The 18,995-nt window shown below is 46.5% G+C and carries 13 protein-coding genes; all 13 read right to left on the minus strand.

Translation table 11 applies throughout. From position 1 onward, the window contains the following. Positions 1-13: 13 nt before the first annotated feature. The 13 genes from PVA46_RS04745 to rsmG all read right to left on the minus strand — a co-directional run bounded on the left by PVA46_RS04745 (position 14) and on the right by rsmG (position 18,992). The gene (locus tag PVA46_RS04745; RefSeq protein ID WP_167695610.1) at positions 14-586 is read right to left on the minus strand and encodes a DUF4912 domain-containing protein; all 573 of its coding nucleotides are present in this window, start codon (positions 584-586) and stop codon (positions 14-16) included. A 60-nt stretch (positions 587-646) separates the two neighbouring features. Continuing rightward, on the minus strand, positions 647-1,345 hold the full coding sequence (locus PVA46_RS04750) for a pseudouridine synthase (protein ID WP_167695611.1): 699 nt from the start codon (positions 1,343-1,345) through the stop codon (positions 647-649). Next, on the minus strand, positions 1,338-3,890 hold the full coding sequence (gene mutS, locus PVA46_RS04755) for a DNA mismatch repair protein MutS (protein WP_167695612.1): 2,553 nt from the start codon (positions 3,888-3,890) through the stop codon (positions 1,338-1,340). Before mutS ends, PVA46_RS04750 begins: the two co-directional genes overlap by 8 nt. A 2-nt stretch (positions 3,891-3,892) precedes the next feature. After that, positions 3,893-4,420, minus strand: a complete 528-nt coding sequence (locus PVA46_RS04760; RefSeq protein ID WP_167695613.1) for an OmpH/Skp family outer membrane protein — start codon at positions 4,418-4,420, stop codon at positions 3,893-3,895. A 25-nt stretch (positions 4,421-4,445) separates the two neighbouring features. After that, positions 4,446-7,043 (minus strand): outer membrane protein assembly factor BamA, encoded by a 2,598-nt coding sequence (gene bamA, locus PVA46_RS04765; protein WP_167695614.1) that lies wholly within the window; start codon positions 7,041-7,043, stop codon positions 4,446-4,448. A gap of 69 nt (positions 7,044-7,112) precedes the next feature. After that, complete coding sequence (locus PVA46_RS04770) at positions 7,113-8,105, minus strand: M23 family metallopeptidase (RefSeq protein ID WP_167695615.1); 993 nt, start codon at positions 8,103-8,105, stop codon at positions 7,113-7,115. A 20-nt stretch (positions 8,106-8,125) separates the two neighbouring features. After that, positions 8,126-10,276 (minus strand): single-stranded-DNA-specific exonuclease RecJ, encoded by a 2,151-nt coding sequence (locus PVA46_RS04775; RefSeq protein ID WP_167695616.1) that lies wholly within the window; start codon positions 10,274-10,276, stop codon positions 8,126-8,128. Next, the gene (locus PVA46_RS04780; RefSeq protein ID WP_167695617.1) at positions 10,273-11,586 is read right to left on the minus strand and encodes a thymidine phosphorylase; all 1,314 of its coding nucleotides are present in this window, start codon (positions 11,584-11,586) and stop codon (positions 10,273-10,275) included. Before PVA46_RS04780 ends, PVA46_RS04775 begins: the two co-directional genes overlap by 4 nt. Positions 11,587-11,623: 37 nt before the next feature. Continuing rightward, on the minus strand, positions 11,624-16,189 hold the full coding sequence (locus PVA46_RS04785; RefSeq protein WP_167695618.1) for a translocation/assembly module TamB domain-containing protein: 4,566 nt from the start codon (positions 16,187-16,189) through the stop codon (positions 11,624-11,626). A 50-nt stretch (positions 16,190-16,239) separates the two neighbouring features. Next, complete coding sequence (locus tag PVA46_RS04790; protein ID WP_167695619.1) at positions 16,240-17,271, minus strand: hypothetical protein; 1,032 nt, start codon at positions 17,269-17,271, stop codon at positions 16,240-16,242. Further along, positions 17,258-17,689: an ExbD/TolR family protein gene (locus PVA46_RS04795; RefSeq protein WP_167695620.1), complete on the minus strand. Its 432-nt coding sequence runs from the start codon at positions 17,687-17,689 to the stop codon at positions 17,258-17,260. Before PVA46_RS04795 ends, PVA46_RS04790 begins: the two co-directional genes overlap by 14 nt. A gap of 2 nt (positions 17,690-17,691) precedes the next feature. After that, positions 17,692-18,300: a MotA/TolQ/ExbB proton channel family protein gene (locus PVA46_RS04800; protein WP_167695621.1), complete on the minus strand. Its 609-nt coding sequence runs from the start codon at positions 18,298-18,300 to the stop codon at positions 17,692-17,694. Between the two features lie 29 nt (positions 18,301-18,329). Next, positions 18,330-18,992 (minus strand): 16S rRNA (guanine(527)-N(7))-methyltransferase RsmG, encoded by a 663-nt coding sequence (gene rsmG / locus PVA46_RS04805; RefSeq protein WP_167695622.1) that lies wholly within the window; start codon positions 18,990-18,992, stop codon positions 18,330-18,332. Positions 18,993-18,995 lie beyond the last annotated feature (3 nt).

The following is an 18,995-nucleotide window of genomic DNA, read 5'->3' on the forward strand; positions in this document are numbered from 1 at the left end:
TTGTTCTCATGATTTATTTCATTCCAACCAAAAAACTCACAACACTCTCGCCTAACACTCGTTCCCGATCGCGTAAATCAGCCACCAGTAGCACACGATAATGCGCCACTCCCATCGGCAGAGTAAGGTATTGTCGCCCATCAAAACGATTAATCTCCACGTCCATCGATTCTACAAGCTCATACCCCATCTTTGCTTTAGAGAGAACGTATAAACGCAGGTAAAGCCCGACAAATTGCGCATGACTACGTATCTCCTCTTCTAATTGTTGACTCACCTGCCAATCGACAAAAAGCCAGCGCGGGCTATGCACCGCAATATAGAGATGATTAGCGTGCGGACTCTGACTTTGAAAGAAAGCCTCTCGCCCCTCAAGATTGCTATCCAAAAATTGATCAACAAATTCGTAACGTTTAGCTAAAAGCTGCACACTAATGTTTTGATCATAGAAAGAGTCTGTTAAGTAGGCGTAGATCTCCTCAATAAGTAATGCCCGATCAAACGGCTCACCTTCGGCAATCTTTTGCTCCGTGGCAATGCGAAGCAACTCTTCATCTGTTAGTGCGTGCAATCGTTCTCGGTGCATGGGCACATCCTTACAAGCGATAATCTTATATCGATATTCTATCGAATAATAGATTTTGTGTCAATCCTTAAAGCCTTCAATTTCAAAGGAATTTAAGTATCTCCACTGCCCTAAAGCGAGGCTATCAAGAGAAATAGAACCAATACGAATGCGTTGGAGTTTGAGAATTTTGACAGAAAAAAATGCGAAGACGCGTCGAATTTCACGATTTTTCCCTTCTTTTAAGATAATACGATAGCGATGTTTCCCCTCATACGCTACCCCAGAAAATCGATACTCCACTCCATCTATCCGTAAGGGACGCCGTAACTTAGCCTCCTCTGCACCAGAAAGAGAACGCTCCAACGTAATGCGATACTCCTTCTCCACCTCATGCGAGGGATGCGTCAACTTTTTGGTAAAGTCGCCATCGTTGGTAAAGAGAAGAAGTCCCTCCGAAAAGTAATCCAACCGACCCACATGATGTAACCCACGCCTCATATCACCATCTATAAGATCAATCGCTAGCGCCCTACCCTCACTATCAACATTGCTACAGAGATACCGAATCGGCTTATTCAAGGCAATATAATGATATCTAATTGCCTGCAACAAACGCCCATCCACCAAGACCTTCGCCTCTGTATCGATACGCTCACCCGACAACAGAATCCGTTTGCCATCCACAAAAACCTCGTGTTCATCCAGAAATTGTTGCACTTTTCGACGCGCGCATAATCCATGACCAGACAAATAGGCATCAACGCGCTGGCTACTCACGACGCGCCTCCTTTTGCAACTTCGCAAGAAACTGCATCGCCTCCAAGGGCGTCTGTTGCTCAAGGTTAAAGTTGAGAATTTGACTTGATAAGATCTCTTCCTTAGAAAATAACTCTTCTTCTTTAGGTGAGACATCAACAGAATCTACAACAAAATCCACATCAGAACCCTTCAACCCATCTAGCTGAATAAGATAAGTTTTTGCACGCGCAAGTACGATAGGCGGAATCCCCGCCATGCGTGCCACATGTAGACCATAGCTTCCTGAAGCAGCACCATCCATAATTTCATTAGTGAAAAAAATCTCTTCGCCATTTTCTATCACCCGCAACGAAATATTTTTATATCCAGCGATACGCAATGCCGTCAATTCATGATAATGCGTGGCAAAGAGCGTAAAACTTCGCGTCTTTAGCGCCAAGTGCTCCAAAATCGCACGGGCAATCGCTAGACCGTCATCGCTACCGGTACCGCGCCCCACCTCATCCACAATCACCAAACTCCGAGAACTTGCATAATGTAAAATGCGCGCCGTCTCACTCATCTCCACCAAAAAGGTCGACTGTCCTCGAGAGAGATTGTCCGAAGCACCCACCCGACAAAAAATCCGATCACAAATCGGAATTTCTGCAGATCTTGCCGGAACAAACATCCCCAAGTGCGCCATATAAACAATCAACGCACTCATTCGTAGATAGGTCGATTTTCCCGCCATATTCGGCCCCGTAATTAACAGCAATCGATGCTCATCGGCAAAGTGCACATCATTAGCAACAAAAGGGCGCTCGCTATAATGCTCCACAATCGGATGACGCCCACCATCAATACGTAACAATCCAGACGCCTTCAATTGCGGGCGCACATATTGTCGTTCTATCGCGACATTTGCTAAACTCGAAAAGAGATCAATATCAGCAATCTCTTGTGCAATTTCTTGCAATGCAGAAAAATACTCCAAAAGATCTTCACGTAGTTGCGCAAATAAGGCTCGCTCCAACTCCACCGCCTCCTCATGGGCGCTAGCAATGCGTTCCTCTAACTCTTTAAGCTCCATCGTGATATAACGCTCACCACCCACCACCGACTGACGACGAACAAAGCGCGTATCTAGCTTAGCGATATGCGCCTTATTCACCTCAAAAAACCAGCCCAGTTGACGATTCTCCTTCAAGCGCAAAGGAACACCACAGGCTTCGCGCTCCTGTTGCGCATAGGCTTCTAAGCGCTCCCGCGAATGCTCTGCCAAATCTCGCAAGCTATCTAGCTTATCATCAAATCCAGCACGAATCACCCCGCCCGACTGAATTTCCGTCGATGGCTCATCCATCAGTGTAGAAAAAATCTTGATCGCTAACATTTGCGCAATGGTAGCAAGCTCTGCCTCCATCAACGTAAAATCGCTACGTAACCCACGCATGTTAGCCACCCGTTGCAGACTCTTCGCCAGCGCAATAAAGTCCTTGGCGTGTGCCTTACTCAACATGATCTTAGTATTCAATCGCTCTAAATCGTAAATCCCTTTAAGCTCTTCTCGCAAAGGTTTTAACAAATCTGAACTTTGATAAAACTGCTCAATCCGCGCCTGCCTCGCCTGCAAAATCGATAAATTCTGTAACGGAGTAACCACCACCTCTCGTAACTTACGCGCCCCCAAGACCGTACAGGTTTGATTCAACACCTTTAATAATGTGTACGCATCACCACCATCTTGCTGGTTATGGGTGATTTCTAAGTTACGAAAAGAGGAGTGATCCATCCATAGTTGCTCTTCTTGTAAAACCAAACGCAATGAAGAGATATGCACTAACGTATCATTCAGTTGCCCCTGCAGATAGACCAAAAGTGCTGTGGCAACCCCCAGATAGCGCTCATATGGATTCAGACCAAATCCAGATAAATCGTTGACATGAAAGTGCTTCTGTAGCAATTTCACCGCATTGGGATTAACAAAGTGCCACTCATCCAAGAGATTCACAATAATCCCTTGCTCTTTACAATAACGCTGAAGCTCAGGAAGCGAACTCCAGAGTTTCTTTTCCACTGCCATCTCGACAATACCATAGCGATAGAGATACGCAATAACCTGCTCGCTAAGAGTATCCACAAGCGCGTGGGCAAAGAGAAAATCTCCCCGAGCCACATCCAAAAGTGCCACTGCCAAGTGCTCTTTATATTGATAAAAAGAGATCATATAGTTTGCCTGATTGCTCAATAAAGATGCCCCACGAGCAACCGCAGTAGCTGGACTAATTACCTCAACAATAGCGCGCTCAGCAATACCTTTTTCTGGTTTATGCACTTGCTCAGCCACCGCAACCTTATACCCCAGCTGCACCAGCTTAGCAATATAACTCTCGCTAGCATGATGAGGAACCCCACACATGGGAGTATTACTACGCTGGGTTAATGTTATACCAAGCAAATTACTTACTAAAAGCGCATCATCGGCAAAGAGCTCGTAGAAGTCTCCCAATCGAAAGAAAAGCAGAGCATCCCCACTCTTTGCCTTAAGCGTAAAGTATTGATCTAATAATGCGCCCGCCATCGCTACTTTTGGAGAGTGGCAACCGTATCTATCACCTCTTTCGTAATATCAATGCGTGGAGACCAGTGCACCAATCCCGAAGCAGAGCTAGACAAAACCAAGCTATACCCACGACGATCGGCAACAATCTGAATCGCGCGTCGGATGAGATTGAGTAATGCAGGATCAGATTTCATCTGCTCGTTTGCTTCTTTAATCTCGTTGTTAGCTCGCTGCGTGTAATTCTTTAAATCGTTTTCTCTTACCGAAATTCTACGCGTCAAATCACGAATTTTAGAACGATCCCCACTCTCCTCGGCTTCAGCAAGACGCTCTTTCATCTCGTCGATCACTTCTTGTTGTTTTTTGATCTCATTGCGATGCTTCTCTTGAAGCTGAATAATCTTTTTCACCGCATCGCTATTGGCATTTGCCGCCTGATAAACCGCATTAATATCAACCACAGCCACCTTAGGAATCATGTCTGTCTGTGAAAAACCATTCAAACTGACTAATAACATCAACGTAATAGATAAAATCATCTTCTTCATAATCTTTCTCCTCCTAGAGTCATTTTTAGTACATATCAATAGAAAAGACGATTGCCAAATCTAATCCGGGACCTCGCCAAGTCGGAGCAAGTCCTGGGTTCCAATTAAAGAAGCCTTCAGGCGATCCCGCATCGTTAACACGGAAGCGCTTAATTAAGTAAATAGCGATGGGAAAACTAGGAATAGCTACTCTAAACCCAGTACCAATGGCACCATAAAATCCTCGACGCATCGCATTGTCTTGAATAAGAAAGCGCTCATCCTCCCAAAGCCAAATCATATCAATAAAGGTATCCCACCACAAAAGATTTCCTAACAATGGCAATCTAAATTCGACAGAATTATCCCACAAGAGGCGACCAGCAGGACTCAAATCGCCCCAACCACGCCCAAAGAACATACCATCTAGTCGAAACCACTGATCCGCAGCACCCACCAAGCCAAAGCGACCCTGCGCTCCCAACCAAGAGAATGCCGTACGAAATTTAATGTTCCAGCGCATCGACCACGCATTCTCTTTTTTAGAGAATTTTACCTCTGGTAATGGCAGATAATAGTCAAAGCGCGTCTGACTTTTCAAGAACGTCCGCTGACCACCCAATACACCACCAGAGACCATCATACTCTGCGAAAGCACAAAACCATCCGTCGGGGTCTGAATATTATTGCGATTTTCCCACGCCACATTCGCCCACAAAGCGTCGCCAAAGACCCATCGACGATACCCATCGGAAATCTCATTAAGCGCCGGACGCACATGCTCATCGTATGTCGTATATGTCCACCAAAAGTCAAAGCCCGTGGTAAAACGTAATGCGCCAACAGGTAAAGGCTGAATGTATCCTGTAGAGACACCAAAACGCATCTCATGTTGCTGAAAGACCATCGGCGCAATGTTACTAGGGAAAAATTGATAATCAGGAATAAGCCCATAAGTAGAAATCTCTTCAAACGTAGGCGGGCGATTCACAGGAAAGTACGATCCAGCAGGATAACTAACCCCTTCGTATTCCGTAGTTGCACGAAAAACATACCCACCCGATTGGTTGTGCGGAATATCATCCCAACCTTGGCGGGTAATCCCCTTATTCCATACGTAACCAGCATTTCCACCAAGTCCCCAGCGAGTATCTAAAAAGCGAGGATTAAAGAAGCGTGCCGTAGCAGAGATTTGATTAGCGTTAGCTTGAAGATCAATCTTACCCACATAGCCACGCCCAAAGAGGTTGTTATCCCCATAGCCCAACATTCCCGAGATAGGAAAATCGCCAACGTTGCCACCAATATTAAGACCAAACATCAACTCGGTAGTGCGCCCCTCCTGCACATCAAATCCTACATGCACCAACCCCGCATCGCTACCATTATTAACCGAGGGAATAATTCCCTCAAAATAACCCGTTTGCATCAAATTCCGGAACGATCGCTCCAATTTCGCACTCGAGTAAATATCCCCCACATTAAATTCTAGCTCACGTTGAATCACATTATCACGCGTCTTTGTATTACCAGTAAAAGTGATACTCTCAATATGGGCGCGATCCATCTCTTGTATATATATTGTAAAGATAATTTCCTTTGTCTCTTGATTTCTATCTTGTACAATTTGATATTGATTATAAGCGTAGCCATCTCGGTTATATATACCCTTAAACACATACTCAAAGGTCTGTATAAAGGAGTTGTAATCGAGAACTTCGCCAATGGGGAAAAGTTCGAAAACCTTCAACAACTCCTCTGTAGTATAAAGCGTATTACCGGTAATCGTAACCCCACCAAAAAGCCAAATGTCTCCGGGTTCAACGACGTACGTGATGGTTAAATAATCAGTGCCCTTATCCTCATCTAATCGATGGTCAATAATTGTATTAGGACTAACTATCGCATCTAAGTAGCCATTCATTTGCAGATAGCTAAGGATAATTTGCCGATCATTCTCCACCAAGGTAGCTTGATAGATCCCTTTTTTCAAAATCTTCTTAGGCTGTTGGCTAAGGGCATTACGCAAGCGTCGTTCTCGTCCCCGATCGGCTTGAAAAAATTCATCCAACCCTTGAAAACGAATCTCTTCAACAATCTGAATGATTCCCTCAGTGATAACAAAGGTGATAATATAGTTGCCATTGCTTAGCTGACTATCCTCAACACTCACCGTGGCATCAACGAATCCCGCATCAATCAGTGCTTGTCGCAATCTACGCTCACTACTAAAAATTCTTGCACGAGAGAAGGGTTCCTTGGCTTTAATATCGATGTGATCAGTAAATTTCCCTTTAAAGCGAGCACCACCACGAAAGCGGATCTCTTGAATTAAGGGAATTTCCACCACGTTAAAGACCAAAATAAGATTACCAGGATCCGAGACTTGATCAGCAAACGCTTCTACCGACGAAAAGTACCCAGTGGCAAAGAGATCTGTCTCGATCCGTGTGAGTAGATCAAAATCAAAGGCTCTACCAATATAGCTGGAAAAAATGCCTTTAAATTCGGTTGCTTTATAGTTTACTAAGCCATTCATCCGAATATCTGATATCGTTTTCCCCACAGCCTCACTTGCATCCTGTGCAAAGAGAACCTGTTGTATGGTAAAAAGAAAGAGTATATAAAAAAGAACTTTTTTCACTGGTAATCCGCCACTTATTTCATTCCAAATAAATCTTAACTCTTAGGGTACTCGAAATCGCGCGATTAGTCAAGAACCCCGTTTAGAAATTTTTAGCGATTGTAAAAGAGTTGTTAGCCATGGCTCGTTGATGAGAGGGTGTTGGAAAAGCCATTGTGGGTCTACCTCTTGCCCCTGATTATATGCCGTTAGGTGCAAGTGTGGTCCTGTGGCAAAACCCGTTGCGCCAATGCCACCGACACGTTGACCTCGTCTAACCATCGTACCATCCACCACATCGATCCCGTTCATATGATAATAGAGGCTAAAAAACCCCGGTGCATGCATCACGATAACCGTATAGCCAGTAACCACGCGATTTTCTGCCAAAACCACCAATCCATCCGCCACTGCTAAAACATCGCTACCCACGGCAAGTCCACCAAAATCTTCGCCATTATGAAAATCTCGACTACGGCTCCCATCCGGATAGACAAACTCACGTTGCGCCCCATAGCGAGAGGTATAATACCAACTCTTGCCCGTTACCGGTAAATCCCAGCGCCCCACATCATACAACGCTTGAGGCTCAAATCGCCCCAACGCCGCATAAAATCGTTTCGCCTGTGCCTGTCGCTCGGCACTCTGATTACTTATCGCACTCTGTCCCTGCTTACCCATCTGGATCGTCTGATGGCGATAATTTCCGCTCTCCACCTCTAGCTCGTCGCTTCTCAGCACCACTTCTCGACCATCTTTAAGCGTAAGAGAGACTTCCAATTGATATCTATCTGCAGGCGCTAACGCCGAGATTCCCACCAAAAAGAGATAAATTTCGCGCTTCTTCGCCTTCTTCACCACATAAGGAAACCCTTGCCCACGCGCCCGTGCTGTTCGTTTTTCGTTAAGCTGGAGAAATGCAAAACTCGCCTTTTCTATCCCGTCAGTAGGATACACAAAGGCGTTAATCATACCGCCCTGCCGCCAACTGGGCGTATAATAGAGCCGATAATCACTCTTAGCATGCAATTGCACACCACTCAACCATGTCAAAAGAAGCATAAATACGATACTACCTTTCATTATAATATAATCCCTACTCACTAAGACTCTTTAAAATCGATAAGCTCCAACTGATACCCATGAAACCGCCCACTCTCCTTACGTAGCTTACAAAGCACATCCAACTGCATACCAGCGCGAAGCTCGCCAAAGCGATTTGCCTCTTCCCAAAAGAGCGCCTGCCAGTGCTCCGCCCCAATCGTGATGCCTAACTTAAGATGCTCCTCTCGCCTACCAATAAGCGTCGCACTCTCCAACTTAACGCCAGAAATATAAAAGACCAATGGTTCAAATTTTGCCCCATAAGGAGCTAAACGCTCCACCAAGCGAATCACCTCTTGCTGAAAATATGCACTAGGAATTTTCGCATCATACGCTCGGATCACTTCAGCATCGTCCACAGCAGGTTTTGTCTCAATTCCCGCTAAAAACGTAGTCAAACGGCGCTTTAACTCATCGATAAGCTCAATTTTAATGGTAAACCCACCCGCCTGCGTATGCCCACCGGCATCAATAAAGAGATCTTTACAATGTTCAATAAACGGTGCTACATGATAATCAAACGGACTACGCATGCTCGCACTCGCCGTACCATCCTCTTTGATCGCAATCACTAAAGAGAAGGTGTCATACACCCGCGCCATACGTCCTGCCAAAAGCCCCGTTAGTCCTCGTGGTAAATCCTTTTGATAGATAAAAATAATCTTCCCTTCATATCTCTCCAAAGAGTCGCGAATTGGTTGCTGTAACTCCTCCCACCACTGCGTGGTTAAATCACGACGCTGTTCATTAAGCTTAACCAACGCCAAGCTCAACTCCTGCATATCTTTACTCTCGTCAGAAAGCAAGGCATCTAGCGCCACATCGGGGCTACCCATTCGCCCAGAAGCATTAATCAACGGAATAAATTTCCAATTTAAATCATTGATAGTAATCGTATTATTGAGCAAATGCAAATGAGACAATAACTGATTCAGCTTAGTATTCTCGCCACTATTCATCGCGCGTAAACCATGTTGCACAATAATACGATTCTCCCCCAATAACGGCGCCAAATCAGCGAGCAAGCCAATCGTCGCAAGCCCAAAGTTGCGTTCGTAATGAGGAAAATTATTCGGCTCTGCCAAAAGCAACAGGCGATAAAGCAAGAGCATGCCATCGCGTAATTGAGGTTGATCTTGATAGCAGAAAAACCTTGAGCGTTTCAGCAAATCCCCTAAGCGATATTGACTAATCCCAGCATAAAAGTGCTCCAATTCACCGGTAAGATCGCGCGCAACCACATCTGCCCCCAAGAGCCCGCTCAAGAAGCCAATTTGCTCCTGTGCCCCAAAGACAAAGAGTGCCTGTCCCTGCAAAAAATGCTCCATCTGTTGACGACTCTGCGCCATCTTCTGCGGATTATCATAAGGGAAAGTTACCTGTAAAACACTCTTAATCTCCATGTTTACCACTTGCAACGCAATGATTTGTGCAGATTGCGCATCAATCTGCGCCCCGTACAATAAAATTTCACTACGCTCAAAATAACCCTTCATGTAAAAATCCAACGCAAAGAGCGCCTTTAACACCACCACACTCGCCGACAATTGACGATTAGGATACTGCTCATTACGCTTAGGGTTGACAAAAGCCACCGCAGGTAACGGATCACTCCCGATATCATGGTGATCGAAAATGATTAAATCAATCTGCTTGCTTTTAGCAAGATTAGCCGCCTCATATGCGCTCGATCCATTATCCACACAGATAATTAGCGAAACACCCAATGCCTGCGCCTCTAGCACCAAAGCAGTGGTCAACCCATAGGGCTCATCCCCCTGAGGCAGACGTAGAACAGGCGCAACTCCATAATCTAACAGATAATCAGCCACGAGCGCGGTACTGGTAATGCCATCAGCATCACGATCGCCGACAATCATAATCTTCTCGGGATTCACCGCATAAACACGCCCCGCACGCTCTTCCAAATCACCCATCGCTTGGACAATGCGCTCCACCGCCAAACCCATATCCGGAAGCAAAAAGGGATTGTGCAAAAAGACCTTCTTATCCTCCAAAATATAAAGCGCATCCTGAGGCGCATCAAGCCCTCGCCGAACCAAAATGGTTGCGGTCAATTTATCGATATCAAAACGCTGGCTTACCGCACGCACCCGCTCTTTGTCTAGTTCTTTGGTTTGCCAACTCACAACGCTATTATTTCCTTCTGTATCATCACTTGCGCCGTTGGAGGCGTTTTTCCATAACTAAACGCACCCTCAATCGTCGCTTGAGCTTGGGATAATTGTGCCGATGTTGGCGCATAAACCCGCGCAATCACCTCACCCGCTACCACCGACTCTCCGCTCTTCTTCTTAAATTCGATACCCGCCACATCCGAGACCGCATCGCCAGTCTTGGCACGACCCACGCCCAAAATCAAACCCGATCGACCAATCGCTCCAGCATCAATCTGGGTGATATACCCCGACTCTTTTGCCTTAATATCGATAAATTCAGCACTACGATGCGTACCAATCATCGACTGAAATTGCGCAATATCCCCACCCTGAAGTGCGATATTTTTGAGGAATATCTCCTTAGGTCGCCCACTCTTGAGCGTCGCGTAATAGAGCGTCTGCGCCTCATCCATCGAGTGTACCACGCCACCAGCCAATGCCATGTAACATGCTTGTCGTTCTACTAGCGTCATGATATCGCTAGGCCCTTGCCCATCCAGCGCAAGATAACTCTCCTCCACCTCCAAGAAATTACCCATCATCTTACCCAACGGCTCATTCATGTTAGTGATAAGCGCCACCGATGGTCGACCCAATGCTTGCATCGTCTTAGTAAGGCTGTTGGCAAGCACCTGGGCCTGCTCCTGACTCTTCATGAAGGCACCCAAGCCCCACTTTACGTCAAAGACAAACGACTGCGCACCTTCGGCAAATTTCTTACTCAAAATACTCGCGGTAATCAAAGGCACACTCTCCACCGACGCCGTTACATCACGCAAAGCATACAGCAGACGATCCGCAGGGACAATCTCTTTGGTTTGCCCAGTCATCGCATAGCCATTTTGCCGGATATACTCCTTAAATTCAGTATCACTTAATTGCGTGCGATACCCAGGAATCGACTCCAATTTATCCAACGTACCACCCGTAATACCCAAGGCGCGCCCGCTCATCATCGGCACATAAAGCCCCATGGCTGCAGCAATCGGGGCTAAAGGTAGACTAATTTTATCGCCCACGCCACCAGTCGAGTGCTTATCCACTAACGGGCGATCAGTAAAGTCGCTTAGATCGTGCACTTTGCCACTCTCGATCATCACCTTGGTAAGATTGGCGGTCTCTTCAAAGCTCATGCCATTAAGCACCACCGCCATCAACCATGCCGAAACCTGATAATCGGCGACCTCACCCTTCACATATCCGTCAATAAACCATTTGATTTCCTCGTAGCTCAATGCCTGTTTGTCGCGTTTTTTTGCGATAATCTCGGTTGCTAACATCTCTATCTTCTCCTATTTTCTCTAAAATTTTTATCCTTTATGCACCAGCACCACGTCGCCATTGTTCAAGAAAATCTTCCCAATCTCTAAAACGAAAGACTTTATTGATACCAATAGAGACATTCGCCACAAAAAGTTGGTCAATAGACTGACGCGCCAAGGTTGGCGTAAATGACCAATTAATCAAAAAGAAGGGTGTATCAAAATTGAGATTAACCCCCAAATTAGGCAATAATTGCTCCGCCTCACCAAAAAATGCTTGCTGATTAGGCATACGTGCCATACCAAAAGTACCCTCAATGGTAAAGAAAGAGGTTACCCGAAAACCAGCGGAAATCGATGTTTGATCAAAAATATCCCAAAACTGCGCATTAGGCGCATTATTCCCCACCAACCACGAGCTCGTCTCGGTATTGCCATCGGCACCAAACTGACTTAAAGCCAAATTGCTAATCATATTCGTACGTATCGTTACCGTGTCAACAAAAGGAATAAATTTAAACGCGCGCTCTAACTGTCGGGCTAAATACTGTTCGGCGATATTACCAATTGGCTCCAATACCGTCTTGAGCGTATCTTTACTTGCGTCTTCGGTGTTTGCTCCCACCTCTTCACCCTCGTCGCCCATGCCTGAACTCATCAAACCATCATCACTCATGACGATGCTCGGCATAAATTTCATGCCCAAGTACTGCATAATTTCGGCTTGTTCAAGCGTAGGGGAGGTTAGGTCAAAGTCTAAGGAGCTACCAATAGGCTGATCCTCATACTCCACCGTAATAATATGCCCATCGTCAGTTTTGAAATCGGCAGCAAACTTAAGCATGGGATTAAAGCCATACTCCTCGCTAAAACTCACCATTCCCCCATCGCGAATCCTAAAAGTATTATTAAAAGCACGCACTTCCCCACGACGAATTCCCAAATCACCCTCAAGATAAATCTGATTCTGTCCCACAGGCGCACCACGTTGCACATCCAATACCAACACCAACTCTTGCTCATTAGCCATCAACAACTCAATTGCCGGTGGCACATAAAAATTGACACTATTACCCGTACGAATCTTTAATGGTGTAAAACGTTCATCCTCGCGAGAAGATGCTTGAACTAAAAAGCCCGGTTTCGGGTTCTTCGCCGTAGGCACACGTCTGCGCTTAATGCTCTCATCGTTCATAAAGAGGCTCAGCGCACCAAAATTACCATCCAAACTCACCAAATAGAGATCGCCTGATAACCTAGCGCCTGTCGTATCCCCGTCAAAATGAATATTACCACTCACTCGCCCCTGCAAGTTAATCAAACTCCCCACACTAATCTCATACACTAACCCATTCTTATCCGCACGATTCTTATTCTTCGATCGAATCAATAGCTCCGCCTCATAACTAAATGATGGCTCACCTAGCGATGCTTTCGCCTGAAGCTCCAAAATTACCCGATTAAGCCCACTGCCAGCCTCTATCTCCATGCGAGGCTCCACACGCCCATCAATACGGCTAGAGAGCATCAACTGGTTATCATTGATAGTAATCATCGCCCCTCCCAGACGTAGCTTATCTTTGGGTAAATTGAGCAAAGAGATCTCTGTCTCAGGACTAAAGATCAGCTCTCCGGAACTTAACACCCCACCTTTGGTTACCTGAAGATTTCCATAAATACGCCCAGAATCAAAACCAACCACTCGCGCACCCTCACTTTTGGTAAAGTAAGGATTAAAGAGTCCTAGTGGAATGGCTAATTCTTGTACGTCAATTAAAAAATTATCTTCATCCAAATTAAAGACCGTATCCACCACCAGACCACCTGTCCCACGCCAAAAGAGATACCCTAACTGCGTATTGGTATCCACCTCTGCGCGTAAATCAAGACGATTAAGCCCATCTAGGCGATACACCCCCTCGCGGTGCGTGAGATGTGCCCGAGAACCTGCCAGCATCACACGGTCATTAAGATAGAGTGGATCAAAACTAATCTTCATCAACCAAGGAGCCTGCAACACCTCGCCAAATGAGAGACCATCGCCACTTCCCTCTGGAGCAAAATCGAAGGCAAAACCCGCCTTTAAATTGCGATTCACCTGACTATATTGACCAGCCACCACAAAGCGCCAATCATTAAAATTGGCTAAAATCGTACCACCACTCAAGAGGTTTTCCCCGTACTGCACCGAAAGTTGAGAGAAGCTCAACCCCACTGGTGTATAACGCCCCACCACGCCACCACGAATCACATTATCTTGGTAAAAACCACGTGGAATTTGGATATCAAAGGTAACATCTTGTCCCTTAATCACTTCGTTAATATCAATTTGGGCATGAAGAACCCCCTCTAATCCCGGAACGTGTAGTCGAGGTAAGGGGAAGCGGGTTAAACTCACTTTTCCATGCAGATCGCCATCATAGCGTAACTCCACCAGATGCACCTCACGATTTACCGGTAAATCATCACTTGCCATACTAAAGCGCAAGTCGTGCACGCCATTTTGATGATTGTAGCGCAACGATCCATAAAGCTCGGCAAATTCATCACGATAACGCATCCGACCCAAGGATCCCCCATTGGCACCAATTTCCCCATTAGTCACTTGAAAAAAGAGATCCTCCCCCTCCACCTTAATCAACGGAATCATCACTCGCCAGCCATCGGTAAGATCAGCCTCTACATGCACATTTAAGCGTGGTGCCCCCAACGAATCACGCAACGGCATATCCTCAATCAACATCAAAGCCTTGCCTACCGTTGTGTCAAATTGCACTTGCCCGTAATCATTCGCAATTAGAATGCGCTCCCCATTCCAATCACCAGTAAAGGCGTAATCCGTTAAAGAGGAGGTTACCTCCCCAAAAAATTGCGGAGTCGTGGAGAATTCGCTAGTGAGGCGTAATTTAGCAAAGTAGTTATCCCAAAAGAGACTCAAATTTTGGATTTCAACGCGTTCTTTATTAGCAGTAACAGAGAAGTTAATCCGACGTTGTTCATCTTTTTTCATCTCTAAATCTCGCACCGAGGCCATAAAATCACCAGACTTCCAGTCAAAATAGATCTGTGAGTTGACTTGCCATTCGCGTAGAAATTCAGGGACTAACCCTGCATCGATTAACCCATTTAAGGAGAAATCGTGGAGATCAAGCGTTGCTTCAGCCTCTTTCTTCTCCACGTTGAAAAATCCGCTCATTAGTAAGGGCGCAAAATCGCCATACGCCTGATTTGGATTAAAGCGCAAGAAAGTTTTAAAATTTTCCGAGATCGGATAAATGACACTGTCTATCACACCAAGGGATTTTCCATTGTAACGTAAGGACTTACTGCTTACCTGCATCAAATTTTGACGATCGATAAACTCTAGCTGTGCACCCCACTGATCTTTTGCCCCTTGCCAAAAGATCTCCAAGCTACCATCGGGAAAACCAGTAGTCCAATCGATGGTTCCGGCAAATTCCAGATAAGATTGCTCTTGATAGAGCGCATGCAAGCGACGAATATTAACCCCATTACGATTCCCCGTAGCATCGGCAGAGAGACGGATATGATGCTCCCCCATCTGCATTTGTGTCTGCGTACTCAAGCCATAATAGAGCAGACCAATATCAGGGTAGTAGAGCAACGATCCCGATCCATCCACGTAGCTTACCAGCGAGGCAGCCTCGGTAGAGAGCCCCGAAATAAATTGGCTTGGTGTAAATTGATAGGCACTAAATCCTAGCTGAATACTACGTTCAATGGCATCGATACGCATCCCATAATCTAACGGAAGCACATCGATACTCTTACGCACCTCAAGCACGCCGTCGCGCCACTGCACGCGCATGCCTTGCTGTTCCACATTAATGATATGTCGATAGGGATTAGTTACATCAAAGCGAAGATCTCCAGATAAAAGATCGCGATTTACACGACCAGAAATGCGTAAAGGCAGTGCAACATAAAGCTCATTAGCAAGAGTCAGTTCAGGGGTGGCAATCAGTTCAATTTGATAGAGATCTTCCGTAGGCTCGATAGTGAAGAGCAAGTTGCTCATCTGAAAAAGCCCCCAGTCAGCACGATAACTGACACTCACATTACGTAAAGAGAGCTCTAAATTAAGCTCAGGCATATTCATGCCCTCACGCAAGAAGCCAAACACCGAGTTACTCAAGAGCGTAAAACTCTCCTCTAGCGTCAGTGCTGGCGTCTCGCTAGCCTCGGGGCGTTCACGCTCAAGACTCTCCAACTGCTCAATATCCGCAGAGACACGATTAAGATCGATCTTTGTGATCAGTGTAATATCCCTACTACCCAAGAGCATACGCCAAGCATCGAAGTGAACGGTAAGGCGTTGGGCAGAGACGTGCATTCCCTTGCCAAAGACCTCAACATTATTGATATGAAACCAGCCCCAAAAGGTGGGCGAAATCGAGGCGTATTGAATACGTACATCGAAGGCATCCTCGATTTGATCGATAACCTCTGCTTGAAACTGTCGGCTTTTATCTTGAATATATTGACGTGTCGTGTTTGCCAGAAAGAAAATGCTCACCAACAATAAAGATAGAATGACATAGCGAAGCCATTCGTAACGACGCTGGGTAGTAACAGGAACTGGATGTTGTATCTGTGCCATAATGGTTAAACTCCCTCTTAGTAACTTTAATTATACACTTTTTTCTCGATTTATGCAAAGCGGATCGTTAATGTGCCGATTTGGGTGGTGTTTCGCTGGGCGGAGATGTCGTTAAACATCATATCTAGTAGGCTGGCTAAGATCAAGCGATCAAGCTCTTTGTCGCCACTACCGCTATCTAAAAGCGTCGCCTGTAACACCGAGCCGTCGGCAAGGATAGAGAGGCGAACACGGATAAAAGCACTTTTAGTGTAGAAGGTGGATTGCTTGAGAAAAGAAAAGTCAGGCTCTTTAACCACGGTGCGACTCGCGCTCTGTAAGGTGTAAAGCGCACGCCCCACGGCCTCACCGCTCTGCCCTTCGGAGGCGCTGCCTTGCTCAAGAAATCGCCACTCCTCGCCCAAACTGGAGGAGCTTCCCTCTTCCGAGGAATTCGCTGGTGGGCTTGGCTCCTCGGTAGCAGGAGGTGAGGTGCTCTCTGGCTCTTGGGCTGGGGGATTTTCAGTAACTGGCGGATTAGTCGGGGTAGGTGGCGTAATCGGAATGGTAGGCGCAGACGGATCTTGCGTTACAGGTGGGGGCGTAGGGATCGGTGGGTTTTGTACAGGGGCAGTGGGTCTAGGTGGATTTTGCACCGGTGGTGTAACCGGAGGGGTTGGTCTGGTAGGGGGCGTAGCAGGGGGATTGGTTGTGGGCGGATTGGGTCGACTGGGAGGTGTGCTTGGGGGATTTTGCGTAGCAGGAGGGGTTGGGCGTGGCGGAATCACGGGGCGAGGCGAGGCGGGGCGAGAAGGATTTTCTACACTTTCTATTGCTGGCTCAACGGGTTCTGCCTCAAGCGTATTTTCCAGACGATCCAATTCGATCTCTTCCTCCTCGACAACAGGCACGACAGGTCGTGTGGGGATCGGTTGCTTCTCCACCAAAGGCTCTGATGCCTCACTTGGTTGCATAGTTACATAAAATATCTGCTCTGGTGCGGGAATTTTCACAAAAGAGAAGAGAATAAACCCAAGCAAGTGCGCGACAAAAGAGATGAGTAAGGCTTCTTTGAGCCAATCCTTGCGTTTATAGTTGACCATCAGCCTCCTCCAACCGCTCCACACCAAGACTCACACTACTCGCGCCGGCGCGCTTCATCATATCCATACTGCGCATAACACGACCATAATCAGCCTCTTGCGAAGCTAGCAATAAAATTTGCGAGGTACCAAGTTCGCGCATCAACGCTTGAAGCCGTGCAGGAAATTCCGCCTCATTTACCTCCACCTCGTTCAGGACAAATCCCTCATCGTTGGCGCGGATAAGCACCACAATATGATTAGGTGGTTGGCGATTCTCCCCCTGACTAGCTTGCGGAATGTCGACATCAAAACTCTCCACACTCCCACTACTGGTATTGAGAATAAAGAAGAGCAAGACCAAAAACATAATATCCAACAGCGGAGCAATCATCAATGTATTCTCCACCCTAAGGCGTGTACCCGTCCGTCGCAACATAGCTACAATCGCACCCCTTTGTTCGAGAGGATCTCTGAAATGAGGCGCTCAAAGTGTTCGGCACGACGCGTTACCACCTCGATAAAGTAGTTGTAAAAAATAAGCGAGGGAATCGCCACGATCAATCCACCAGCTGTCGTTACCAACGCCGAGGAGATACCGCCTGCCAAGACATACGGGTTGCTCGACTGCATGAGGTTCATCTGTCCAAAAGCACGAATCATGCCCAACACCGTACCCAAAAGTCCGGTTAAGGTTGCCACGTTAGCGATGGTCGATAGATAAGTAATACGGCGCTCCATGAGGGCTAAGCGGTTGCGTGCGATAATCTCTAAACGCGTACGCAACTGATCCTCAAGGGCGAAACGATTCGATGCTGCATACCGTAACAAAACACTCTCAGGCGATCGACTCTCTCCCAGTGCCTCCAAGGTCGCATCGTACTTGCCCGCCGTATAGAGAGCTCCCACGCGACGCGTTAATGCGCTATCTTCTTTAATCGAAGCAAAATAGAGCAATCGCTCCACAATAATGGTTACCGCTACGATGCTCAAGGCAAAAAGTGGCATCAACGCCAAAATGTTTTTTGTGATAAATTCAATCGCTTGCACGCTATGCTTCCTCTACTCCTAATATATGTCTACGTCTTCCTAATCATCAATAAGTGGCGCTCTTTTTCTTGACCAACAATCGCCAAGGGTTCAACCTCACAACGATAACCACAGCGCGCCAACTGCGCCACTTCGGCTTGCACGCTCACCGCACGCCCCTTATAGGCAAAGAGACGATCGCTCTTACTTAAAAGAAGCTTTGCCAAGTCGCAAGTCATCTGCTCTAAGGCGCGAAAGGTCATCCCATCAAAGTGGCGATCGATATGTTTAATGTCGCCGTGATACACCTCGACATTATCGAGCTGTAACTTCTGTTGCATCATGGCTAAAAAACGCGATCGCTTCTGCATACGCTCGGCTAAAACGATCGGTAAGTTTGGTAGCGCAATGGCTAAAACAATGCCGGGAAAACCCGCGCCACTGCCCACATCGCACAACGAAGCCAAAGAGATTTCTTCTAAAATCCTTACCGGAGCCATGCTGTCTAACAGATGATCGACAATCAATTGCTGACCACGCGCCTCAATCAAGCCAAGGGAGGTACCAAAGATCTCAATATTGTGCAAAAAAGTTGCCATTTTTTCTAGCTGTAAGCCAGAGAGTTCATGACCATTTTCCTTAAAAAAATCCTCTAGTAATCGATCCTTCACTGCACAACCTTCCTCACTGCCTGCCTGTGCTACACCAGCCAACAG

The organism is Entomospira culicis (assembly GCF_028748145.1).
GTDB classification, from domain to species: domain Bacteria; phylum Spirochaetota; class Spirochaetia; order WRBN01; family WRBN01; genus Entomospira; species Entomospira culicis.

What these genes read in the sequence shown, in the direction of transcription:
- PVA46_RS04780 (WP_167695617.1), bottom strand. Translation starts at nt 11,586, where the DNA reads ATGTTAGCAACCGAGATTATCGCAAAAAAACGCGACAAACAGGCATTG.
- mutS (WP_167695612.1), bottom strand. Translation starts at nt 3,890, where the DNA reads ATGGCGGGCGCATTATTAGATCAATACTTTACGCTTAAGGCAAAGAGT.
- PVA46_RS04745 (WP_167695610.1), bottom strand. Translation starts at nt 586, where the DNA reads ATGCACCGAGAACGATTGCACGCACTAACAGATGAAGAGTTGCTTCGC.
- PVA46_RS04785 (WP_167695618.1), bottom strand. Translation starts at nt 16,189, where the DNA reads ATGGCACAGATACAACATCCAGTTCCTGTTACTACCCAGCGTCGTTAC.
- PVA46_RS04760 (WP_167695613.1), bottom strand. Translation starts at nt 4,420, where the DNA reads ATGAAGAAGATGATTTTATCTATTACGTTGATGTTATTAGTCAGTTTG.
- PVA46_RS04795 (WP_167695620.1), bottom strand. Translation starts at nt 17,689, where the DNA reads ATGTTGCGACGGACGGGTACACGCCTTAGGGTGGAGAATACATTGATG.
- PVA46_RS04790 (WP_167695619.1), bottom strand. Translation starts at nt 17,271, where the DNA reads ATGGTCAACTATAAACGCAAGGATTGGCTCAAAGAAGCCTTACTCATC.
- PVA46_RS04770 (WP_167695615.1), bottom strand. Translation starts at nt 8,105, where the DNA reads ATGAAAGGTAGTATCGTATTTATGCTTCTTTTGACATGGTTGAGTGGT.